The sequence below is a fragment of the Flavobacterium noncentrifugens genome, from assembly GCF_900100375.1.
GTDB classification, from domain to species: domain Bacteria; phylum Bacteroidota; class Bacteroidia; order Flavobacteriales; family Flavobacteriaceae; genus Flavobacterium; species Flavobacterium noncentrifugens.
Map to the genome: position 1 here is coordinate 100,655 of NZ_FNEZ01000005.1, position 21,593 is coordinate 122,247.

Annotated in this window: 20 protein-coding genes; 8 read left to right on the plus strand and 12 right to left on the minus strand. The window is 40.1% G+C overall.

The window, feature by feature from the left end:
- Positions 1-14: 14 nt before the first annotated feature.
- The gene (locus BLS32_RS14090) at positions 15-485 is read right to left on the minus strand and encodes an Lrp/AsnC ligand binding domain-containing protein (RefSeq protein WP_091397198.1); all 471 of its coding nucleotides are present in this window, start codon (positions 483-485) and stop codon (positions 15-17) included.
- A gap of 69 nt (positions 486-554) precedes the next feature.
- Positions 555-1,922, minus strand: coding sequence for a saccharopine dehydrogenase family protein (locus tag BLS32_RS14095; protein ID WP_091397201.1), 1,368 nt, complete (start codon positions 1,920-1,922; stop codon positions 555-557).
- Between the two features lie 288 nt (positions 1,923-2,210).
- Between BLS32_RS14095 and BLS32_RS14100 the strand changes: the two genes are divergently transcribed.
- Together BLS32_RS14100 and pckA are read left to right on the plus strand one after the other, a co-directional pair.
- On the plus strand, positions 2,211-2,597 hold the full coding sequence (locus BLS32_RS14100; RefSeq protein ID WP_091397204.1) for a DUF423 domain-containing protein: 387 nt from the start codon (positions 2,211-2,213) through the stop codon (positions 2,595-2,597).
- 79 nt (positions 2,598-2,676) lie between these two features.
- A complete protein-coding gene (gene pckA / locus BLS32_RS14105) occupies positions 2,677-4,305 on the plus strand; it encodes a phosphoenolpyruvate carboxykinase (ATP) (RefSeq protein WP_091397207.1) in 1,629 nt (542 codons plus the stop codon).
- Positions 4,306-4,519: 214 nt separating this feature from the next.
- Here the strand turns inward: pckA and BLS32_RS14110 are convergent, their stop codons facing one another.
- Both BLS32_RS14110 and BLS32_RS14115 read right to left on the minus strand, forming a co-directional pair.
- A complete protein-coding gene (locus BLS32_RS14110; protein ID WP_091397210.1) occupies positions 4,520-5,269 on the minus strand; it encodes a uroporphyrinogen-III synthase in 750 nt (249 codons plus the stop codon).
- Between the two features lie 20 nt (positions 5,270-5,289).
- Positions 5,290-5,952, minus strand: a complete 663-nt coding sequence (locus BLS32_RS14115) for a DUF4271 domain-containing protein (RefSeq protein ID WP_170227577.1) — start codon at positions 5,950-5,952, stop codon at positions 5,290-5,292.
- Positions 5,953-6,136: 184 nt separating this feature from the next.
- Between BLS32_RS14115 and BLS32_RS14120 the strand changes: the two genes are divergently transcribed.
- From BLS32_RS14120 to BLS32_RS14130, 3 genes are read left to right on the plus strand one after another with little or no spacing between them, the layout of a single operon-like run.
- Positions 6,137-6,862, plus strand: coding sequence for a polyprenol monophosphomannose synthase (locus BLS32_RS14120; protein WP_091397218.1), 726 nt, complete (start codon positions 6,137-6,139; stop codon positions 6,860-6,862).
- A 14-nt stretch (positions 6,863-6,876) separates the two neighbouring features.
- On the plus strand, positions 6,877-8,217 hold the full coding sequence (locus BLS32_RS14125) for a dihydroorotase (RefSeq protein WP_091397221.1): 1,341 nt from the start codon (positions 6,877-6,879) through the stop codon (positions 8,215-8,217).
- 10 nt (positions 8,218-8,227) lie between these two features.
- Entirely contained in the window at positions 8,228-8,629 is a 402-nt protein-coding gene (locus BLS32_RS14130; protein ID WP_091397224.1) for a DUF4296 domain-containing protein, read from the plus strand.
- A gap of 1 nt (position 8,630) precedes the next feature.
- On the opposite strand, the gene BLS32_RS14135 is transcribed toward BLS32_RS14130, so the two are convergent.
- Positions 8,631-9,641 (minus strand): NAD-dependent epimerase/dehydratase family protein, encoded by a 1,011-nt coding sequence (locus tag BLS32_RS14135; RefSeq protein ID WP_091397730.1) that lies wholly within the window; start codon positions 9,639-9,641, stop codon positions 8,631-8,633.
- Positions 9,642-9,825: 184 nt separating this feature from the next.
- On the opposite strand from BLS32_RS14135, the gene tyrS reads away from it, so the two are divergent.
- Positions 9,826-11,172, plus strand: coding sequence for a tyrosine--tRNA ligase (tyrS, locus tag BLS32_RS14140; protein WP_091397226.1), 1,347 nt, complete (start codon positions 9,826-9,828; stop codon positions 11,170-11,172).
- A 49-nt stretch (positions 11,173-11,221) separates the two neighbouring features.
- On the opposite strand, the gene BLS32_RS14145 is transcribed toward tyrS, so the two are convergent.
- The 6 genes from BLS32_RS14145 to BLS32_RS14170 all read right to left on the minus strand — a co-directional run bounded on the left by BLS32_RS14145 (position 11,222) and on the right by BLS32_RS14170 (position 18,612).
- Positions 11,222-11,953, minus strand: coding sequence for a hypothetical protein (locus BLS32_RS14145; RefSeq protein WP_170227569.1), 732 nt, complete (start codon positions 11,951-11,953; stop codon positions 11,222-11,224).
- Positions 11,953-12,933 carry a LuxE/PaaK family acyltransferase gene (locus BLS32_RS14150; protein ID WP_091397230.1) on the minus strand — a complete coding sequence of 327 codons (981 nt, stop codon included), beginning with the start codon at positions 12,931-12,933 and terminating at the stop codon, positions 11,953-11,955. Before BLS32_RS14150 ends, BLS32_RS14145 begins: the two co-directional genes overlap by 1 nt.
- A 75-nt stretch (positions 12,934-13,008) precedes the next feature.
- Positions 13,009-13,827: a T9SS type A sorting domain-containing protein gene (locus tag BLS32_RS14155; protein ID WP_091397232.1), complete on the minus strand. Its 819-nt coding sequence runs from the start codon at positions 13,825-13,827 to the stop codon at positions 13,009-13,011.
- Between the two features lie 109 nt (positions 13,828-13,936).
- Positions 13,937-14,257: a T9SS type A sorting domain-containing protein gene (locus BLS32_RS14160; protein WP_091397235.1), complete on the minus strand. Its 321-nt coding sequence runs from the start codon at positions 14,255-14,257 to the stop codon at positions 13,937-13,939.
- 191 nt (positions 14,258-14,448) lie between these two features.
- Positions 14,449-15,657: a hypothetical protein gene (locus BLS32_RS14165; RefSeq protein ID WP_091397238.1), complete on the minus strand. Its 1,209-nt coding sequence runs from the start codon at positions 15,655-15,657 to the stop codon at positions 14,449-14,451.
- Between the two features lie 186 nt (positions 15,658-15,843).
- On the minus strand, positions 15,844-18,612 hold the full coding sequence (locus tag BLS32_RS14170; protein WP_091397240.1) for a TonB-dependent receptor: 2,769 nt from the start codon (positions 18,610-18,612) through the stop codon (positions 15,844-15,846).
- A 182-nt stretch (positions 18,613-18,794) separates the two neighbouring features.
- Between BLS32_RS14170 and BLS32_RS14175 the strand changes: the two genes are divergently transcribed.
- On the plus strand, positions 18,795-19,481 hold the full coding sequence (locus tag BLS32_RS14175) for a response regulator transcription factor (RefSeq protein ID WP_091397242.1): 687 nt from the start codon (positions 18,795-18,797) through the stop codon (positions 19,479-19,481).
- A complete protein-coding gene (locus BLS32_RS14180) occupies positions 19,482-20,525 on the plus strand; it encodes a sensor histidine kinase (RefSeq protein WP_091397245.1) in 1,044 nt (347 codons plus the stop codon).
- Here the strand turns inward: BLS32_RS14180 and BLS32_RS14185 are convergent.
- Positions 20,499-21,569, minus strand: a complete 1,071-nt coding sequence (locus BLS32_RS14185) for a glycosyltransferase (RefSeq protein ID WP_091397249.1) — start codon at positions 21,567-21,569, stop codon at positions 20,499-20,501. The genes BLS32_RS14180 and BLS32_RS14185 overlap by 27 nt on opposite strands.
- Positions 21,570-21,593 lie beyond the last annotated feature (24 nt).

Genomic DNA, 21,593 nt, shown 5'->3' on the forward strand with positions numbered 1-21,593 from the left:
GCTAGGCATTGGAATTACAATTGAATTTGTCGTTCAATTTGCTGATCTAAAGAAATAAAAGTTTCCGTTCTCGAAACACCTTCAATGGCCTGAATTCGGGTATTTAGCAAATGCATCAAATGTTCGTTGTCGCGGCAGATCATTTTAATTAAAATCGACCAGTTTCCGGTGGTATAATGGCATTCGAGTACTTCAGGGATTTTTTTGAGTTCGCGTACAGCTTCAGGATTTCGCGCAGCTTTATCAAGATAGATCCCAACAAACGCCATTGTGCTGTAGCCCAAAACCTTATTGCTGACGGTAAATTTCGATCCCGAAATCACACCGGCTTGTTCGAGTTTGCGCAACCTTTGGTGAATTGCCGCACCCGAAATTCCGATCTTATTCGCAATTTGCAAGATTGGTTTTCTGGCATCTTCCATTAAATCACGAAGGATTTCTTTATCGATGCCATCGATTTCTATTTGGAGGGAATTTATTTTCATTTGATTGTGAATTTAAACCAAATGTAATAAAATGATTTTAAAGTGAAAGCTAATTCAACAATTGTCAAATTATAACAACTTATCCGGATTGTATCCAAAATAGGACGTTTCCTTTTCGTTAAAAACCACACCGTATTCTTCAAGCTCTTTTAAAATCGGAAGATAAACCTCTTTATTGATTGGCAATTGAACGCCAGGCGTTTTAATATTTCCGTTTAGGATCTGCAAAGTCGCCATCGCTACTGGCAGCCCAACGGTTTTTGCCATCGCCGTATAAGTCTGATCGTCGCCGATGCATACCATTTTAGAGTCGATCTGTTTTTGCTTGCCGTCGATTTCATAACCGAATTTATGGTACATGACGATCATGTCTTTATCATCTGGCTGCAATGTCCAGCTGTCTGTTAGGATTTTTTCAAGGATTTGTGCTGGTGTCGCGTGTTTTAATCCAACAATTTTTCTCGGATTAAAAATATCAAGCTCCAATAGTTTATCCCACATGATGTCGTCCTGGTCGATGCCAAGCTGCATGCGCAGTTTAATTTCGACAGAATCCGTTGGATGATATGGCAAAAATAAGTTTGTAAATTCCCTGTATGTAATGTGCTCCGAATCATCGATTACATAAGTGTCATCAGTCATTCCGAGTTGTACAAACATGTTCCAGGCTTTTGAATAACCTACGCGGCGAATGGTTCCGCGGTATAATGTCAGCACATCATCCAAACCATAAACACTACGGTATTTTAATGAATCGCGGTTTGCGTAACCTTCAAATCTTCCGTAGCCTTCGACTTCTAAAAACTCGGTTCTCCTGAATAATTTGGGATACGGAATGTATTTGTATGTGCCTTCCTGGATGAATTTCGCCGCGCCGCCTTGTCCGGCTAAAACCACATTTCGTGGTGCCCAGGTAAATTTGTAATTCCATAGATTGTTGTCCGATTCCGGTGCTACGAGTCCGCCACAAAATGATTCAAACAACAGCATTTTTCCGCCCTTTTCGCGGATTTCATCAATGATTTTCATGGCGCTCATGTGGTCGATTCCGGGATCAAGTCCGATTTCGTTCATGAAGATCAATCCGTTTTCCTTTGCGGCAGCATCGAGGCTTTGCATTGCATCGCTAACGTAAGAAGCCGTAACCATGTGTTTTTTATAAACGATGCAATCTTTGGCGACTTCAATATGCAAATGTGCCGGAAGCATCGAAATGACGATATCGGCTTTTTGGATTTCGGTCGTTCGTTGAATTTGGTCAAAAATATCGAGGGCAATTGGTGTTGCATTTTTATGCCCGTTCGTTTTGCGCTGCGCAAGTTCGAGCGACAGATCACCGATGGTCAAATGCAGGTTTTCTGCTTCAGATTTGTTCAAAAGGTACTGGATCAGGGAAGATGCCGAACGTCCGGCGCCAATAATCAGGATATCTCTCATCATATTTTATAAAAAGTCCACAAAGGTATGAATTTGGTTTCGGAAAAAACAATGCGAAAACGATATCGGATGTTGCGGTTGGGTTTAGCCCGGATTGCCTCACAAAATAATAATTTTAATTTTGTGTTCGGCCAGTTCGCTTCGCTCGTGTGCAGCAGTATCCTTTTGCAAAGCGCAGCGGCGCGAAAGATATAAGCGGATAGCCGGAATAGCTTCTAAAAAACAAACTTATAATTTTTTAGAATTCATAGTTATAGGCTAACTTTACGCGTCTAAAATTCCAATAAAATGAATAGGAAAATCACCGCAACAGCAACAGTTTTAGGAATGATCGCAATTGTTTTAGGCGCATTTGGCGCACATGCACTTAAAAAAGTATTGACAATTGAAGAACTCGGTACTTTTGAGACTGGAGTAAAGTATCAAATGTACCATGCGTTATTTCTTTTGTTCGTTGGATCGACCACTTTTTTATCTGATAAAAACAAGAAGGGAATTTTTATTTTAACGGTCGCCGGAATTGCATTATTCTCAGGATCAATCTACATTTTAGCGACTAAAAGTATTTCAGGAATCGATATGAAAGCTTTCGGAATTGTTACTCCAATTGGAGGATTGCTATTAATTAGCGCGTGGTTTTGGCTTTTTCTTAATTTAATCAGGAAAAAATCATAATATTTCAACAAAATTCATTTGTGTAAAATATAATTTTTACTTTTGCACTTTAAATATTATGCAACACAAACTAAATTCTATGGACAACTACGCTCAAATTACGAAATCGATTTCGTTGGAAAAGTATGGAATTAAAAATGCTGAGGAAATCATCTACAATCCTTCGTATGAATTTTTATTTGAAGAAGAATTAAATCCGAATCTCGAAGGTTTTGAAAAAGGGCAACTCACCGAACTTGGCGCAGTGAATGTCATGACCGGGGATTTTACCGGGCGTTCGCCTAAAGACAAATACATTGTTAAAGACGCGATAACAGAAGATACGATTTGGTGGCCGTCTGAAAAAGCACCAAATGACAACAAGCCAATTTCGCAGGATACTTGGAATGCACTGAAAGAAAATACGGTGAAGCAATTGTCGTCGCAGAAGAAATTATTCGTAGTCGATACGTTTTGCGGTGCGAATGAAAATACGAGACTTAAAGTGCGTTTTATTGTTGAAGTCGCGTGGCAGGCGCATTTCGTGAAAAATATGTTCATCCGCCCAACGGAAGAAGAACTTGACCATTATGGCGAGCCGGATTTTGTTGTGATGAACGCTTCGAAAAAAGGCTTTGCAGATTTTGCAGCACACGGACTCAATTCGGAAGTGTACATCGCTTTTAATTTAACCGAGAAAATCCAATTGATCGGTGGCACCTGGTATGGCGGCGAGATGAAAAAAGGTTTGTTTTCGATGATGAATTATTATTTGCCGTTGCAGGGAATTGCATCGATGCACTGCTCTGCGAATAAAGGGGAAAATGGCGATGTGGCGGTGTTTTTTGGATTGTCGGGAACGGGAAAAACGACTTTGTCTACTGATCCGAAAAGACAATTGATTGGCGATGATGAACACGGTTGGGACAACGACGGCGTATTTAATTTTGAAGGCGGCTGTTATGCGAAAACCATCGATTTGAGCGAGGAAAACGAGCCGGACATTTACCACGCAATCAGAAAAGATGCTTTATTGGAAAACGTTACTGTTGATGCAAACGGAAAAATAGATTTTAAAGACGGATCGGTGACGCAAAATACGCGTGTTTCGTATCCGATTTATCATATCGACAATATTGTGAAACCGGTTTCTAAAGCCGGACACGCGAATAAAGTGATTTTCCTTACGGCAGATGCTTTTGGCGTAATGCCACCCGTGGCAAAACTGACTCCGGAGCAAACAAAATATTTTTTCCTTTCTGGGTTTACAGCAAAATTAGCCGGAACAGAACGCGGCGTTACAAAACCGGAACCAACATTTTCTGCTTGTTTCGGAAAAGCATTTTTGTCTTTGCATCCAACGCAATACGGAACAGAGCTGGTGAAGAAAATGAACGAACACCAAGCCGAAGCATATATGGTAAACACCGGCTGGAATGGAACCGGAAAGCGAATTTCTATTAAAGATACGCGTGCGATCATTGATAGGATTTTAGATGGTTCGATCGAACATTCGGAAATGCAGAATTTGCCAATATTCAATTTCCAGATTCCAACATTTTTAGAAGGTGTGGACACCGGAATTTTAGATCCGAGAAAAACGTATTCAGATGCTTCAGAATGGGAAACCAAAGCAAAAGATCTTGCAGGTTTGTTCATAAAAAACTTTGCACAATACACAGACAATTCAGAAGGGGAAAACCTGGTAAAAGCCGGGCCACAGTTGTAATAAAACTTTTGGATTATGAAGAGCTGCTCGTTTGGGCAGCTTTTTTTTTATGGAAAAATTAAATAATTTACCATTAAGGTATTAAGTTTCATTAAGCGATACCTTAATGTTTTTTAAAAATAAATAGTTTCAACGCTTAGTGAACTTAATGGTTCAAAAACAAAAAAGCCCCGATGTGAGATGTCGGGACTTTTCGTATATAAGTGTAAAATTTTTATTTTCCTTTGTTCGCTTCAGAAATGTAACGCTCTAAAGCCATAGTCATCGAAGGCGTTTCTGGCGTTGGCGCTAAAATATCAATTCTCAATCCGTGCTCTAAAGCTTCTTTTTGAGTTGTGCTTCCGAAAACGGCGATTCTTGTGTTGTTTTGCTCGAAATCCGGGAAGTTTTTAAACAGCGATTTAATTCCGGTTGGACTAAAGAAAGCCAAAACATCGTAATAAACATCGGCAAGATCAGACAAATCGCTCATGACGGTTTTGTAGAATGTGGCTTGTGTCCAGTCAACTTTTAAATTGTTCAGCGTTTGTGGCGCATCAGCATTCAATTGGTCAGAAGCCGGCAATAAAAACTTCTCGTCTTTGTATTTTTTGATCAGCGGTGACATGTCGGCAAAATCTTTTTGGCCCACATAAATCTTACGTTTTCTGTACACCACATATTTTTGCAGGTAAAAAGCAATGGCTTCAGATTGGCAGAAATATTTCAATCCTTCCGGCACTTTATAACGCATTTCATCGGCTACGCGGAAAAAATGGTCTACCGAATTCTTGCTCGTTAAAATGATCGCTGTGTAATTGTTAAGGTCGATTTTTTGGGATCTGACGTCTTTGGCATTTACGCCTTCAACATGTATGAATGGCCTGAAATCAATTTTTACCTTATGCTTTTGCTGCAGTTCAAAGTAGGGAGAATTTTCTACTTTAGGCTCAGGCTGTGACACCAAAATCGTTTTCACTTTCATATTTGACATTTTCTGATATGCTAACTTTTACTAAACCAATAATACATGAAATAATAGGGCGCTATTTCAAGTGCGCAAAGATATAAAATAAAATAAAACAACTTGCCAAATATTATATTTTGATAATTCTTCAATGAAAATAAATAAGTCACTAAATTTGTTATCAAAACAATAATGATTGTGGTAAATATTATGATTTTTGATAAGTTATTGTTATAAAACAAGATGAGGTCAATGGGTAAAATGACTAAACCGATATAGGTTCGGTAGCTGACTTTCTGCAAATTGAATTGTTCGGTAAATTCTTCGATGTTAAAAGCCGTTGCGATGATCTTTTCGATCAGGAATTTCGACAGTACAAAAACACTTAAAAAGGTAAATATCTGAATGAAAACAATCCAGTCAGTTTTTGAAACATAACCAAAGACATTCAGTGTCAATTGGATGAAAAAAGCAAGTGATACCAGTTGTACCAGAAATAAAACAATCGTAAATCCGCTCATTAAGTTTGAACTGTCGCGGTATACTTTGATGTATTTGTCGGAGGCAATTAATTTCGAAAAGTCGTTGAACCGGCTTTCAAATGCGGTTCTCACAATGGCGATCAGGACCAACGCGACTACAAATATCACAGTGGCCCAATCCCGGGCTTCCATCATTCGCGGCTCTAATATCTGATCCATCATACGCTGCAAAAATAGTATTTTTTATGGCATTTCTGATAAGGTTTCATTTGTTTTTAAGGCCTGATTTTACAACGTTTTGAAGAATAAGCCCAAATTAAGGATGCATTTTTTTTAATTATAATTTTATTAGGATACAACTGGGGTAAAAAGTTTATTTTTGCGCTAAAATCGGACGATTGGTATGAGCGACGGCATTGTTATAATCCCTACGTATAACGAAATTGAAAACATTGAAAGCATTGTGAGAGCAGTATTTTCGTTGCGCAAATCGTTTGACCTGCTGGTAGTTGACGACAATTCGCCCGACCATACTGCCAATAAAATCATTGCGCTGCAGGCAGAATTCCCGCAGAGGCTTTTTCTCGAAAAGCGCAGTAAGAAATCGGGGCTTGGAACCGCTTACGTGCATGGTTTTAAATGGGCTTTGGCGCGTCATTATGAATTTGTGTTCGAAATGGACGCTGATTTTTCGCACAATCCCCACGATCTTGAAAAATTATATGATGCCTGCCATTTCGGTAATGCCGATGTGGCTGTAGGTTCGCGTTATGTAACGGGTGTAAATGTCGTAAACTGGCCGTTAAACCGCGTTTTAATGTCGTATTTTGCATCAGTATACGTGAAAATGATTACCGGAATGCAGATTCATGATGCAACCGCTGGTTTCATTTGCTACAAGCGCAAGGTGCTTGAAACGATTAAACTCGACAAAATCAAATTCATCGGTTATGCGTTCCAGATTGAGATGAAATACCGTGCTTACGCTAAAAATTTCAAGATCCAGGAAGTGCCGATCATTTTTACCGACCGCACGAAAGGGCAGTCTAAAATGAGCAATGCCATTATAAAAGAAGCAGTTTTCGGAGTGATTTCCTTAAAAATCAGAAAGTTATTTAACAGGTTGTAGCAAGAAAAAGATAGATGAACAGGGTTTTAATTAAGAATGCCAAGATTGTAAATGAAGGAACGATTTTCGAAGGCGATGTGCTTATCGAAGACGAGTTAATTGTAGAAATTGGCGAAAATATCAGCGTAAAATCATCATCCACAAAAATCATTGATGCCGAAGGGAATTATCTGATTCCGGGCGCTATTGACGATCAGGTGCATTTTCGCGAACCCGGCCTCACGCACAAAGGCGACATTGCATCGGAATCTAGGGCAGCAGTTGCTGGCGGAATTACTTCGTTTATTGAACAGCCAAACACCATTCCGAATGCGGTTACCCAGGAAATATTAGAAGAAAAATACAAAATAGCCGAGGCCAGTTCGTATGCCAATTATTCGTTTATGATGGGCGCGACCAATGACAACCTTGAGGAAGTTTTAAAAACCAATCCGAAAAATGTTGCCGGGATCAAGATCTTTTTGGGTTCTTCAACCGGAAATATGCTGGTGGACAACGAAGCGGTTTTGGAGAAAATATTTTCGAGTACGCCCATGTTGATTGCCGTGCATTGCGAAGACGAGCAAACGATCAAGGACAATCTGGCAAAATATATTGAAGAGTATGGCGATGATGTTCCTGTAACGGCGCATCATTTGATCAGAAGTGCTGAAGCATGCTACATTTCGTCTTCAAAAGCGATTGCCCTGGCTAAAAAGACTGGCGCAAGATTGCATGTTTTTCACCTGTCAACAGCTAAAGAAATGGAGTTGTTTTCGAACAAAATTCCGCTTGAAGAAAAGAAAATTACCGCTGAAGTCTGCATTCACCATTTGTGGTTTACCAATGAAGATTATGCGACAAAAGGCAACCTGATTAAATGGAATCCGGCGGTAAAAACAGCAGACGACAGAAAAGCGCTCTGGGAAGCGTTGCTCGACGATCGGATTGACGTCATTGCGACCGACCATGCGCCGCATACGCTCGAAGAAAAAAAGCAACCTTACTTAAAAGCGCCTTCCGGTGGTCCGTTGGTACAACATGCCGTTGTCGCGATGTTTGAAACCTTTCACCAGGGAAAAATCTCGATTGAGAAAATCGTAGAGAAAATGGCGCACAATCCGGCGAAAATATTTAAAATTGAAAAACGCGGATTTATCAAAGAAGGTTATTTTGCCGATTTGGTCATTGTAAATCCGGGTTCGCCATGGAATGTCAAAAAAGAAAATATTTTATACAAATGTGCCTGGTCGCCTTTTGAAAATTACAACTTCAAATCGCGCATTATGCATACTTTTGTAAACGGGCAATTGGTGTATTCCAATTCGAAAGTAAAAGAGATCCGTGCTGGGAAACGCCTTTTGTTTGACCGATAAAAGATTCGATATGAAAAAATCATTGCTTTTTTTCAGTTTGCTGATATTGCTCATCGGATGCAATGATGCTATGGTGAAAAAACCGGAAAAGCTTATAGATAAAGAAGAAATGGTCAACATCATCTATGATGTTTCGATATTGGAAGCGATGCGTGCGAGAAATCCATCGCCGGCTGAACACGGAATAACAAGGGATTATATCTACAAAAAGTACCACGTCGACAGTTTGCAATTCGCACAGAATAACGAATATTATGCTTCGGATATACAGGAATATAAAAAGATTTACGATAAGGTGAACGCACGTGTAGAGAAAGAAAAAAATACAGCAGATTCTTTGGCTAAGAAAACTACGCCTTCAAATAAAACAACTCCAGCCGCGCCTGCATCGGATTCGCCACAAGTAAAATAATTTATTTTTTGTAAAACGCCGCGACTTCTTCAATAACCTTGTCGATCGGCTTAAATTCAAAGGCCATTAGAGTTTTGATTTTTTGGGATGAAATCAAATCTGTGCTGTGTAAAGTGTGCGCCATCGACTTGCTGAGTTTTCTTTTTCTTTGAAACACAACCGATAGAATCCAGTCGAAACGCCAGCTCATTGCGGTCATCCAGCGCTTTGCATATATTGATGGTATTTTTACTTTTAAAGCGGAAGCTATTTTTTTGAGTACTTTTTCAAATGTAAGATTTTCAGAAATTAAGATAAAACGCGCTCCTGATACATCGCTTTCCATCAAAAACTTCATAATTTTCACCACGTCGTTTACGCTGACAAAACCAGTTGATCCTTTGGTATAAAATGGCAATCCGTTCGCGACCTTAGTGAATATTTCGCAACTTCCGGTTTTCCATCCTGTAATGTCAGGGCTTGGGCCTAAGATAATGCCTGGATTTACAACAACAGCTTCCAGGCCTTCCTGTAACCCACGCCAAATCTCCATTTCAGCGCCATATTTTGAAATTGCATAATCGCTGTGCGGTTTTTCGGGATTCCATTCAGTTTCCTCAACAATGGTGTTTTCGTGTTCTTTGAGGTCTCCGAGCGTGGCAATCGAGCTGACATAACACAATTTTTTTACCGAATTTGCAAGGCAGAAGTTGACAATGTTTGCTGTACCTTCAATATTGGTTTTGCGGAGTTTTTCCTCGTCTTTAGGATCAAATGAAATGAATGCGGCACAATGGTAGACGCAATCAACAGCGGTAAAAACACGTTCAAGCGACGGAACATCAGTAATATCGGCTTCAAGCCATTCGATCGAATCAAATAAGGATTCTTTTTCGTGAAGCTTAAAAAGTGATCTTGTCCTTTCGATCCCATTTTTATCCCTGTAAATTGCGCGGATTTTCCTGCCGCTTTCGAGCAAATGCAACGCCAAATGTGATCCGATTAAACCTGTAGCTCCTGTGACTAAAATCATTTGGTAAAGATAGTTGCAAAGTTGCAAAGTAACAAAGTTGGAAAGTTTTAAAGCTGTTTTTTGATGTTGATTAAAAAAAGTCAATGCCATTTTTTGCTTTCAGGCCCAAATTCGAAACTTTGTTACTTTGTTACTTTGCAACTCTGCCACTTACAAACTATATTTGCGCAAAGAATTTCAAAAAATGAAGAATTTAGTCGAAGAATTAAAGTGGCGCGGTTTGTACCACGATAGCATGCCTGGAACCGAAGAACAACTGCTTAAAGAAGTGACTACGGCTTATATAGGGTTTGATCCTACGGCGGATTCGCTGCATATTGGAAGTATGGTTCAGATCATTTTGTTGGTGCACCTGAAGAATTTCGGGCATCAGCCGATTGCTTTGGTAGGCGGAGCAACCGGAATGATCGGCGATCCATCGGGAAAATCAGACGAGCGCAATTTGCTGAACGAAGAAACATTGGCTAAAAATGTGGCGGGAATCAAAAGCGTGTTGTCACGGTTTTTAGATTTTCAATCGACCAGTTCGAATGCGCCGATTATGGTTAACAATTACGACTGGATGAAAACGTTCAGCTTCATTGATTTTGCGCGTGAAGTTGGAAAACGGATCACCGTAAATTACATGATGGCGAAAGATTCTGTAAAGAAACGTTTGACCGGTGAAACGGGCGACGGCATGTCTTTTACGGAGTTTACATACCAATTAATCCAGGGTTACGATTTTTATCATCTGCATAAAAACTACAATTGCGTGTTGCAAATGGGCGGTTCCGACCAATGGGGAAATATTACTACGGGAACCGAACTGGTGCGCCGGATGAATGCTGACGGAGCCGAATCTGCGAAAGCATTTGCATTGACCACGCCATTAATTACAAAGGCCGACGGTTCTAAATTCGGGAAATCTGAAGGCGGAAACATCTGGCTTGATGCCGATAAGACTTCGGTGTATAAATTTTACCAGTTCTGGCTTAATACGACTGATTTTGATGCGGAGAAATACATTAAAATCTTTACGTTTTTGGAAAAGGCAGCGATTGATGCGTTGATTGAAGAACACCAACAAGCGCCGCATTTGCGTGTGTTGCAACGCAAGCTGGCTGAAGAGATTACGACTTTCGTACATTCGGATGAAGATTTGCAGAAAGCGATCCAGGCGTCAAATATATTGTTTGGGAATTCGACTTCAGATGAATTGAAAACACTCGATGCCAAGACTTTCCTTGAAGTTTTTGATGGTGTCCCGCAAGCGGAAATTTTGCGACAGGATATTCTTGACGGTGTGGATATCGTTTCGGTGCTGAATGAAAAAACCGGCTTTTTAAAATCGAATGGCGAGGCACGACGCGCACTGACAGAAAACTCCATTGCAGTAAACAAAGAAAAAGTGACTGAAGAATTTAAATTTTCGGTAAGTGATTTAATCAACAATCAGTTTATTTTGTTACAGCGCGGTAAGAAAAATTATTTTGTTTTAAAGGTTGCTGACGAATCGGCAGTCGAGAAAATGCAGTTGCCGATTGTTTAAATCCAAAAAGATATTTCATGAAAATCCGGTTTCGAAAGTGCCGGATTTTTTATTCGCCAAAATTGATTTTCTTTTTATCTGAGGTAAAAACGCCCTGGATGAAGTTTGGGTCTTTCATGATTTCGGAAAATTCAGTTGCGGAAAGATCGTCTTTAAAAAGCGATTTTTTAAGGTCTAAAACAAATTCGATCTCGAAAAGGTCTTTTTCATTGAGGAAATATTCAAGGTCACCATTGCTGGTAGCCCGGATTTTATCCCAAGAAGTTTTAATCACAAACGCTTTGGTCTCATTGGGCTGCAGCGTCACTTTCGACTGCAATAACCTATAGTTTCGCATGATCCAACTGTTGTCGGTTGCAGTACCGCCATTGTTTTTGTAATTTTCCAAAACCGACAAATATTCGGCTTTGTATTTCTCGTTGATTTTCTTAATAATTTCTATCGCTTCTGGCGAATTATGGTTTGGAAAATCATCAAGCAGTTCAGCTTTCGGAATCTGGTGTTCAAAAAAAGGCCCGTCCATATCTTGAAAAACATGGTTTTGGTAGATTTTGTAAACTACAAACAATGTCAGCGAACTTGCAGCATTTGCGATCAGGCTTTCCGGGAGGAGGAAAAAAGAAACAGGTTTGGCTGTCTTATTCGTAATGCGATATGCCAGCGAGAATTTACGTTTCAGGCTGTTCGAATCATTTGAAACGATCGAATCGATTCTGACTTCCAATTGGCTGTAAGCCGAAAAAGACAAAAGCAGAAATGATAAAGCAATAATCATCTTCATTACATCACCATTAAATTGCATCCGCGAATGTCGCTGTTGTCAAAACGCCCGAGTACTTCAAAAGTGTTGTTTGGGTATTTTTTTCCAAGATCCTGCGTGGCAATAAAAGAGCAGGAATTGATGTTGGCCAGATCAATGACGTTGATGCCGCCGGTTTTTCCAGTTTCAATATATGTTAATGCATCTTCGGTATCGCGGATTAAAATCTGCATCCAGTTTGGACATTCAAAGATGCCGTTGCCAAGGGAATAAGCCTGTGAAAGCAATTCTGTCATTCCGTATTCTGAATGGATGGCGGTAACGCCAAAACCTTTGCAGAGCTGGTCGTGCAATTCTTCACGGATCATCTCTTTGCGTTTGCCTTTCATGCCTCCGGTTTCCATGATGATGGTATTATTGAGGCCGAATTTTCGTTTTTCAATCAAGTCCAACAGTGCATAAGTTACGCCAATCAGGATGACGTTTTGGCCTGAATTGTCGAGAAGGATTAGCTTGTCAATGAGTTCTTCGTGGTTGTGCAGGTAAAATCCGCTGTGTTCGTTATGGGTCAGTTTGATCAAATCCTCGACCATGTAAATAAGCGAAGAACCTTCACGTTCAAGGTACGATGGAAGCAAAGCGAGCACAACATAATCTTCGATGTTTCCGTAGAATTGGGCGAAGGCCTGGTGGTAACTTTGTTCGTACAAAGACACGTTAGTAATGAGGTGTTTGCTGGTGATCATTCCGGTGGTTCCGCTGCTGGTGAAAGTAGTTTGGATCGGATTGTCATTCGAAACCACATCATGGCTTTTAAAGAACTGTATCGGGATAAAAGGGATTTGCTGTAACGATTTTACTTTTTGGACATCGGTATTGAGGAAGTTACAAAAATCCCTATACACGGTGTTGTTCTCATATTGGAAACGAAAAACCTTTAAAGCTGTTTTTTCAAATTGCTTTTGGGAAGGGATCGAAAAGATGTTTTCAGCAGTGATCAAAATTTTTCTTGCAAAAGTAAGTAAAATAAAAAAGCCCCAACATTGTTGAGGCTTTCAGATATATTAAAAAACTAATTATTCGATAACTAATTTTCTTGTAGCCGTTTTACCAGCTTCAGTGATTTTTACGATGTAAACACCAGCGTTCAAGTGCGCCACATTGATTGGGCTGTTAGAAACTGTAGTGTTCATTACTTGTTTTCCCAATACATCATAAACTGCAACTGATTTTGTGTCGTTGTTGTCTGAAGTAATAAACAAGTTACCATTTTTAACCGGGTTTGGATACATTTTCAATCCAGAGATTGTACTTCCTTTCAAACCAAGTGTGTTGTCCGTGAAAGACAAATCGTCATAATAGATTTTTCCTCCGAAAACACCAGTTGCTGCTCTGTAAGTTCTGATTTGGAATTTGAATCTTGTAGCAGTTGCAGGCGCTGTTAATGTAGTAGTTACCTGTACCCAGTTAGCACTGTCAGAAGAATATGCAGTTGGGTGCAAAACGTCAGCGTTGTCTGTCAAGTCAACAGATGAAGCACCAGTTCCTGAAACCCAAGCAGACCAGATTCTTGATCTTGAAGTCGAATCATTGTCTAATACCCAGTAGCTGATGGTGTAAGAATGACCTGGAACAACATCAATTTCCTGATTTCCAAAAACCTGTGTAGGGCTGTCTACTGAAGTTTGGCTTGCAGAATAGCTTCCGCCGTGTTTTACAGTAGATTCTTGTGCAAGCAAATTGTTTGCGCTGAAAGTTCCTGAAGTTACAGCAGTAAAATATTCTGGTGTAGTTGCGTTAGCCCATGCTTCAAGATCCCCGTTGTTCACAAGGTTCTGTGCATTCATTGCAACAGTTGTAAATGCCAAAATGGCTAAAGTGTAAAGTTTTTTCATTTTTGAGATTTTTAATTTATTTCGGTGACAAATATAGAAAGTATTTCTTTAGGTTAAAAAAATACAATGTAAAAAAAATATTAATTAACTAATCGTATGTTTTTATTAACTATTTGACAATCAGTTTTCTTGTGGCAGTTGCCTCACCTTCGCGTATTTTGATAATGTAAACTCCTGGTGAAAGTGTCGCAATTGACAACTCTTTGGCAGTAACTGTTGCCTGAAGTACTTTTTTTCCGAGGACATCAAAAATGGTAATGTCCTTGTCCATCGCTGATTTTGAGCTGATGTAGATCTTTCCGTTTGATACTGGGTTTGGATAAAAGTTAAGCCCTTCAATAGGTTGGTCCGGGCTTTTAGCCTGTGCAAATCCTGTAACGGAAGACAGTGAAAGCAGCAGTATGATAAAGTAAAAGTATTGTTTTTTCATGAGTTGGGGGTTTTGGCTGTAAATATATAAAATGTATTTCAATTATTAAGCCAAAGTTAGTGGTTCTTAGGAAATTGTGTTTTATTATGTTTTGCGTTTGTTTTACATGATTTCTCATAGCGAAACCCCAAGAGGATGAAATAAAAAAGCACCTCACGAGGAGGTGCTTTTAGTTATAATGTCTTTTTTGATTAGAAAGCCAATGTCCATCCGGCTGCCCATGTAGGTGTGTTTAGGCCATTTCCGGCTCCTGTTGCTGCTGCGTTTTCAGTGAATACTGCAGTTGCTGCTGCGGGGGTACCATCTGTTTTCTTGCCCGTAGACTTGTTAGTTACATCTGCAAAAGAAACATCAGATACTTTAAGCAAAGTGCCCATGAAAGAAAGGGTTTCGTCATTTTCTACGTCGATACCAGTTTTCCATCCGCTGATTGCTGCGTTTGAAACAATAGATTTTGTACCTCTTCTAAATTTAAAAGCTTGGTTTTCTGCGTAATCTGTAGCCGAAGCGCCGCTTCCAGGTCCTACTAAAGTGATGTTTGTGATTGTAGGGTTAGAGATTGGTGTGTTAGGGAAACCAAATTCGTAATTGTCTGCTTCGATTCCTCTGTTTCCTTTACCGTAAGCAATTTTACCGTACCAGTTTGTGTTGGTGCCGTTCCATCCTTCAGTCCAGTCGAATTGGTCGTCTTCGTTTCCAACAGAAATCAGGTTTGAAGTATTTACAGTTCCACCAAAAAATTCAAAACCGTCATCAGCACCATGAATAGACTGTACAAAGTTTACTTTTGTTCCAGAGCCTACACCAAAGAAAGAGATTCCGTTGAATTCTTTGGTTGCACTAAATGAAGCACCAGCGTAAGCTACCACTAAATAGTTGATTGATCCAGAGTTGTCGTCGCTTACAGAACCTCCGTAAGTTAAATCGGCTACCTCAGATTGTGCTGTTGAAACCACACCGTTTACGCGGTTAATGGGTGCTTTTCCACAAATTACCAAACCACCCCAGTTTCCACCGGTAGGGGTTGCACTTGCACTGGTCATGATTACCGGAGCAGTAGCTGTACCGTTCACATTGATTTTTCCACCTTGTGCGATAGCGATGTAGGCAGAAGTTCCACCTGTACCTTCAATTTTAGTACCTGCAGGAATAGTAAGAGTAGCGCCGTTGTTAACTTGTAATTTGCCTGTTAATTTATATACTTTGGTTGCATCAAGGGTAACTTCCCCGTCATTGATCATTCCTTGAAAATCTGCTGGGTTTGCCGAAAAGGTTGATGAAGGCTCTTCAATTACTTCTTCAACGACTTTATTGTCGTCACTTGAGCAACTTGCTAAGAAACTTGCACTGATGGCAAGAACTGCAAATAATTTTGTGATAGTTGTTTTTGTTGTTTTCATGTTTAGTTATTTGATTTAAATTTCATTGCAAATATCGTTTCGGATTTTAAAAGACAGGTTAAGTAAACGTCATAGTATAATTAAGGAATCCTGATGTTATGATTAAGGAAACGTTAGGGAGATGTTATGAAAAAAGGAGCCATTTTCATGACTCCTTACTAACTACTAACTCTAATTCAAAATTATTTAGAACTGATAATTTAGCCCAAGGCTTAAATTGAGTCCTTTAGTATAAGATAACATATTGACGTCGCCTCCTGCATTTGCCTGTACCCTGTTGATCGTTGGGTCAAGGATATTTTTAATGGCAAGGCCCAGGCCAAGATTTTTATTGAATTTGGATTTGAGGATAAAATCGAGTGTGCCAACCGCTTCATCAATCTGGTTTCCACGCTGTGTTGTTCCAAGAGCATACACGCGGTCTGAGAAATAGTTGTAGGCTATGGTTGCAGAAATGTTGCTGTCTTTGTTGTTCCATTCTTGCAGGTAAGTAAGATCGGCGTTTAGCAAGAGTGGCGAAGCGCCGGTGAACTTTCCTTTGGTGTTTGTAAAATCAACTTCATAATCGGTTTCTCTTTTTACTTTTTCAGAATCCAGTTCCTGGTCTGTATAAATGTAAGATGCATTCAGGCCTGCAGACAATTTGCGTGCATTGTTTTCGCCAATATTGAAGATTGACTTGCGGTATTCCACTTCAGCTCCAACGGCATAACCGCTATCACCTGAATTTACATAAGAAATATCGTTTGTGGCTGAGTTGATCGTGGTTTCGTTAATTGGGTTTTGGATGTATTTTCCAAAAGCAGTTACTGAAATCAGTTCTTCACTTTTTGGGAACATTTCCCATTTGATGTCGGCGTTGTAATTGTCGGAAGCGTATAATCTAGGGTTACCAACGTGTACTTCGTTGATGTCTTCATAAACAAACAGCGCTCTTTCTTTAAATTGCGGCAAGGTGTAAGTTTGGCTGAAGCCAAAGCGAAGGTTTTGCTTGTCGTTTAATTCGTATTTCAGGATCACGTTTGGCATGAAGGCATTTTTATTAAGATTGTTGCCACGCGTTTTAGGATCCAATGAAGTGTTCCAGGTGACGTCCTGTGTGATCCTGTCTGTGCGCACGCCTAACGAAGCCGTAAATTTTGCGCCGAATTTGTATTCAAAATTGGCAAAACCGCTGCTGATGGTTTGATCTCCCGTATAAAACTGTGGGTTAAGCGCGCCTTTGATTCCGGTTTCGCCCCTGAATGTGCTAATGTTTATGAGTCCGGCCGCAAGATTTTGCTGGTTGTAAAAACTGTCAGGATTGTTAAAATCGATTTCTGCATTCCCTGATTTAACATTAAATTGCGTGGCCTGAAAATCACGCGCTTTGACTTTTCCGTTGTACCCTAAAGTAATCTTCCCTTTGAATTCTCCTTCACCTGTTTTTCCAATTTTATAATCAACGGCAGCGCTTACTGCAGTTTCGGTTTCTGTCAAGCCTTGAAAATAGTGGTTGTTGTCTGCAGCTGATTGTCCTGCGACGTAATATTTTCCTTCATTGGTTGTAAGCTTATTTGTCGTCCTGTCTGGCATTTCACCGTCAATGACGTTATGAGAAACACCCCAATTTGCCACAATGCGGTCGGTTAATTTGTGTTCGCCCAAAAGCTGGTTCACAAACAAAGTATTTTTAGTGTAAAGGTTTCTCACTGTGATCCCGTTTCCTTCCTCGGCATTTGCATCTACATCGCGCCCGTAATATTCTTCAGAGCTTTGAGAAGAACTGTTCATGAACAAAGTGTTGAAGCTTACTTTATGGTTGTTGTTGATTTTGTAGCCAATATTTCCCATAGCGGTCGTATTGGTTCCATAGGTATAAGAAAGGTATTTGTAGAATTTCTTCCCGTAAAACCCAATTTCATTGCCTGAACCTGTAGCTGCAGGATTTACACTAGATGCTGCAGAAGCATTGTTTTTTGACGCGTATTCGTTTGTTAAAGAAACGGTTCCGAAAAGGCTTAGTTTCCCGCTTTCGCCAATGTTGTATGAATCGCCGGCAGACAAACCAAGGTTTCCTGCAAACGGAACTTTGTGTTCTTTTTCCAGGGTCCTGAAGTTGTATTGCCTTAAAGGATTGTTTGGTATGCCGTGGTCGCTGAAGCCAAAATCGTCTTGGCCTTTCTGCAATTTGAAGTTTTTGTCGCCAATGGCATTTGTGTTTGCATTTGTTCCTATTTCAACCCTGAAAAAACCTTTTCCTTGGTAGTTTTTAGAAATGATGTCGACATTTCCTCCGCCAAAATCCCCAAAAAGCCTGCTGCTGTAAACTTTATCAATCGAAATATACTCGATAATATCTGTAGAAAAATTCTCGAGATTCATATTTTTCTTTTCCGGGTCGTTTGACGGAATTGGCAAACCATTCATGGTTGTCGCGTTATAACGGTCGCCAAGTCCGCGTACGAAAATATTTCCGCTGCCTTCTTCTTTCGTTACCCCGGTAGTTTTTGAAATGGCCGTTGCCACATCGCTAACGCCTTTTCTCGAAAGTTCCTGCGCACCGATATTTTGTTTAATCTCGACTGCATTTTTCTGGTCTAATAATAAAGCCGTTTCTTTTTCCCGGCTTTTTGCTGTCGCCTGAATCACGACATCTTCAAGTTTGTAGCTTCCCGAACCCAAGCCTTTATTAATGGTTACATTTTCCCCGGCAGCAATCGTAAAATTCTGCTCTACATTTTCATATCCCAAAAAGCTGAAAATGATCGTGTAGTTTCCGGCGTCAACCTTAAAAGAATATTTTCCGTTCTCATCTGTTGTTGTTCCAACGTTTGTTCCTTTGATCATCGCGTTGGCAAAAGGCAAAGTCGCATTGTTGGCATCCTTATCTGTCAATACACCCGAAACTGTACCTTTTTGCGCAAAAGCAAACGAGCAAATAAATAATGTTATAAATAGGAGTCTGAATTTCATCGTTGTGTGTGTTAAATTTTGGGCAAAGTAACCGCCGGATAGTAAAGTTGGTGTTAGCTTCGCATTACTATTTTGTTCGGTAATCATTACCAAAAGGTTAACATATTAAATTACGGTTAACCGGTTTTATGCAGATTGTTTTATCTTTACATTTACACCTGCAAAAGACAATTTTTGTTATTATGAAAAAAAAAGACATCAGGATTTTATTGGTCGATGACGAACCGGACATCTTAGAAATTGTAGGATACAATCTGGCACAGGAAGGTTATCAGATTTCAACGGCGGCTAATGGTCGTGAGGCTGTAGCCAAAGCTAAAAAGGAACTTCCGCATCTTATTATTATGGATGTCATGATGCCCGAAATGGACGGTATGGAAGCTACCGAAGCGATCCGCAAAATCCCAGAACTCAGCCACGTCATCATCACTTTTTTAACTGCAAGAAGCGAAGATTATTCCCAGGTTGCCGGTTTTGATGCCGGAGCCGATGATTACATTACCAAACCAATCAAACCAAAATTGCTCGTTAGCAAAGTCAAAGCTTTACTAAGAAGATTGAAAGAAGCCGAAGCGCAAAATTCGGAAACTTTAAATGTTGGTGGCATTGAAATCAACCGAGAAGAATATAAAATTGTAAAAGACGACAAGGAAATCATTTTGCCAAGAAAAGAATTCGAATTGTTCTACCTTTTAGCATCAAAACCAGGAAAAGTTTTCAAGCGTGAAGAAATCTTAGACAAAGTCTGGGGCAACGAAGTAATTGTTGGCGGACGCACCATTGACGTACATATTCGTAAATTGCGTGAGAAAATTGGCGACGATTTCTTTAAAACCATTAAAGGCGTCGGCTATAAGTTTGAGGTATAAATGGCAGTAAGCTTTAAAAAAACATACAAATTCGCCGTGAAGTCGGCGCTTTACATTACGCTGTTTTCGACAGGGCTGGTGGTTTTTTTAATGTTTTTTTTCTTGGATTTCTCGCTTCCATTCACGATTTGCTTTGCTATTTCAATCGGAATGTTTTCTTTTTTCGTACTCCAATACCGTGTCGAGCATTTCATCTACCGCCGCGTCAAGAAAATTTATGACGATGTGTCGCTGCTCGAATCTTCTACTTTCCGCAACCAGCCCATTACCACCGATATGGCTACGCTCACACGCGAAGTCCAGAAATTCGCAACGGATAAAAAACTTGAGATCGAAATGCTGAAAGTGCGTGAAGAATACCGACGCGAATTCCTCGGCAATGTTTCCCACGAATTAAAAACCCCACTTTTTACAGTTCAGGGCTATTTGTCGACGCTTCTTGACGGAGCAATGAACGACAAAAGCATCCGCAAAAAATACCTCGAACGCGCTGAAAAAGGTGTCGAAAGACTGATCTATATTGTTCAGGATCTCGACATGATCACCAAACTCGAAGTCGGTGATTTAAATCTTGAAATTACAAAATTCGACATCATCAAATTGGTACAAAATGTCTTTGATCTTTTGGAAATGGAAGCCTCCAAAAAAGACATTTTATTGCTGTTCGACATGAAATACAACAAACCGATCATGGTCGTCGGCGATCGCGAAAAAATCGAACAGGTGATTACAAATCTTGTGATGAATTCTGTCAAATACGGAAAAGAGAACGGTTCCACCGAAGTCAGCATCGAAAGCCTAACCGAAAATAAAATCATCGTCCGCATCACCGATAACGGAGAAGGCATCGAAAAACCACATATTTCAAGATTGTTCGAACGTTTTTACCGCGTCGATAAAAGCGGATCGCGCGATGCCGGCGGTTCAGGTCTTGGATTGTCGATCGTAAAGCACATTATTGAAGCGCACGACGAACGCATTTATGTGGAAAGCCAGTTCGGAATCGGATCGGAATTCTCATTTACGCTCGAAAAGGCAAAATAAATTCTTCCAGTGGATTTTGCTTTCGGCCGTTGGCAAGCCTTTAAAAAGATCAATCTGCAGTAAATTTTCGAGGTGAAATTCTTCCTGTCTGACAAATGGAGCAAAACCGTCGCGCTTTAATTTCTTCGCTAAATATTCCTGTTCGTATTGTCCCGGAGTCGGAATAAAAAAGGCTTTTTTCCCAAGTTTCGCCAAATCCATAATCGTCGTATAACCCGAACGGCAAAGCACTTTTTCACTTTCGTTGAATGTTTGTTCGAGTTCTTTGCTGGCCATAAAATTATAAAAAGTAATATTTCCAGATTGTTCAGATTTTTGTTCGGATTCGATTTTTCCTTTGATGAAAACCACATTTCCTTCGAATGCAGGAAGTGTTTCCGTTAAAATGTCTTCGAGATAAGTGCGTTGCGGTTCAGGCCCGGATAAAATTACCATCAGATCATATTTTTTGGGAAGCTGCTTCTTTTCAAAACGGCTCAACGGCCCAATGTATTTAATCCTTGAATCGTAATTTTTCAGATGGCCGAGTTTTCCCGAAAGATTCGGCTTTTCCTCAAAATCCGGAACCCAGCATTCGTCGAACTTTTTAATGACTTGTTGGTGCAATTTGCTCGAAATCCAGGTGGTATTTCCTGTAATCACATTAAGCTGGTGCGTAATAAAAACCGATTGCACTTTTTTGCTGAAAACGCCCAACCGGTTGTCTGAAATAATCCCGATGAGGTCGTATTCTTTCACCCAGTTTTTCACGAGTCTCTTCTCATTCAGAACCGCTTCGATCATCGTGGGCATGTTCTTCAGCATCTTCCACTTAAAATTCGCACCTTTTTTAGCATACGTAATTTCATACGAAGGCAATTCGAGCGCGGTCAGGTGCGGAAATTCTTTTCGCAACATCTGCAAAGCGATTCCGTCAGAAGCTAAAATTGGCGTAAAGCCGTTTTGTTCCAATGCCCGAATGATCGGAATGCAGCGTGTTGCGTGTCCCAAACCCCAATTCAGCGGGGCAACCAAGATGTTTTTCAAAGAATTTTCAAGAGCCATTTGTAAGCGGAAGGTTAAGTTTTC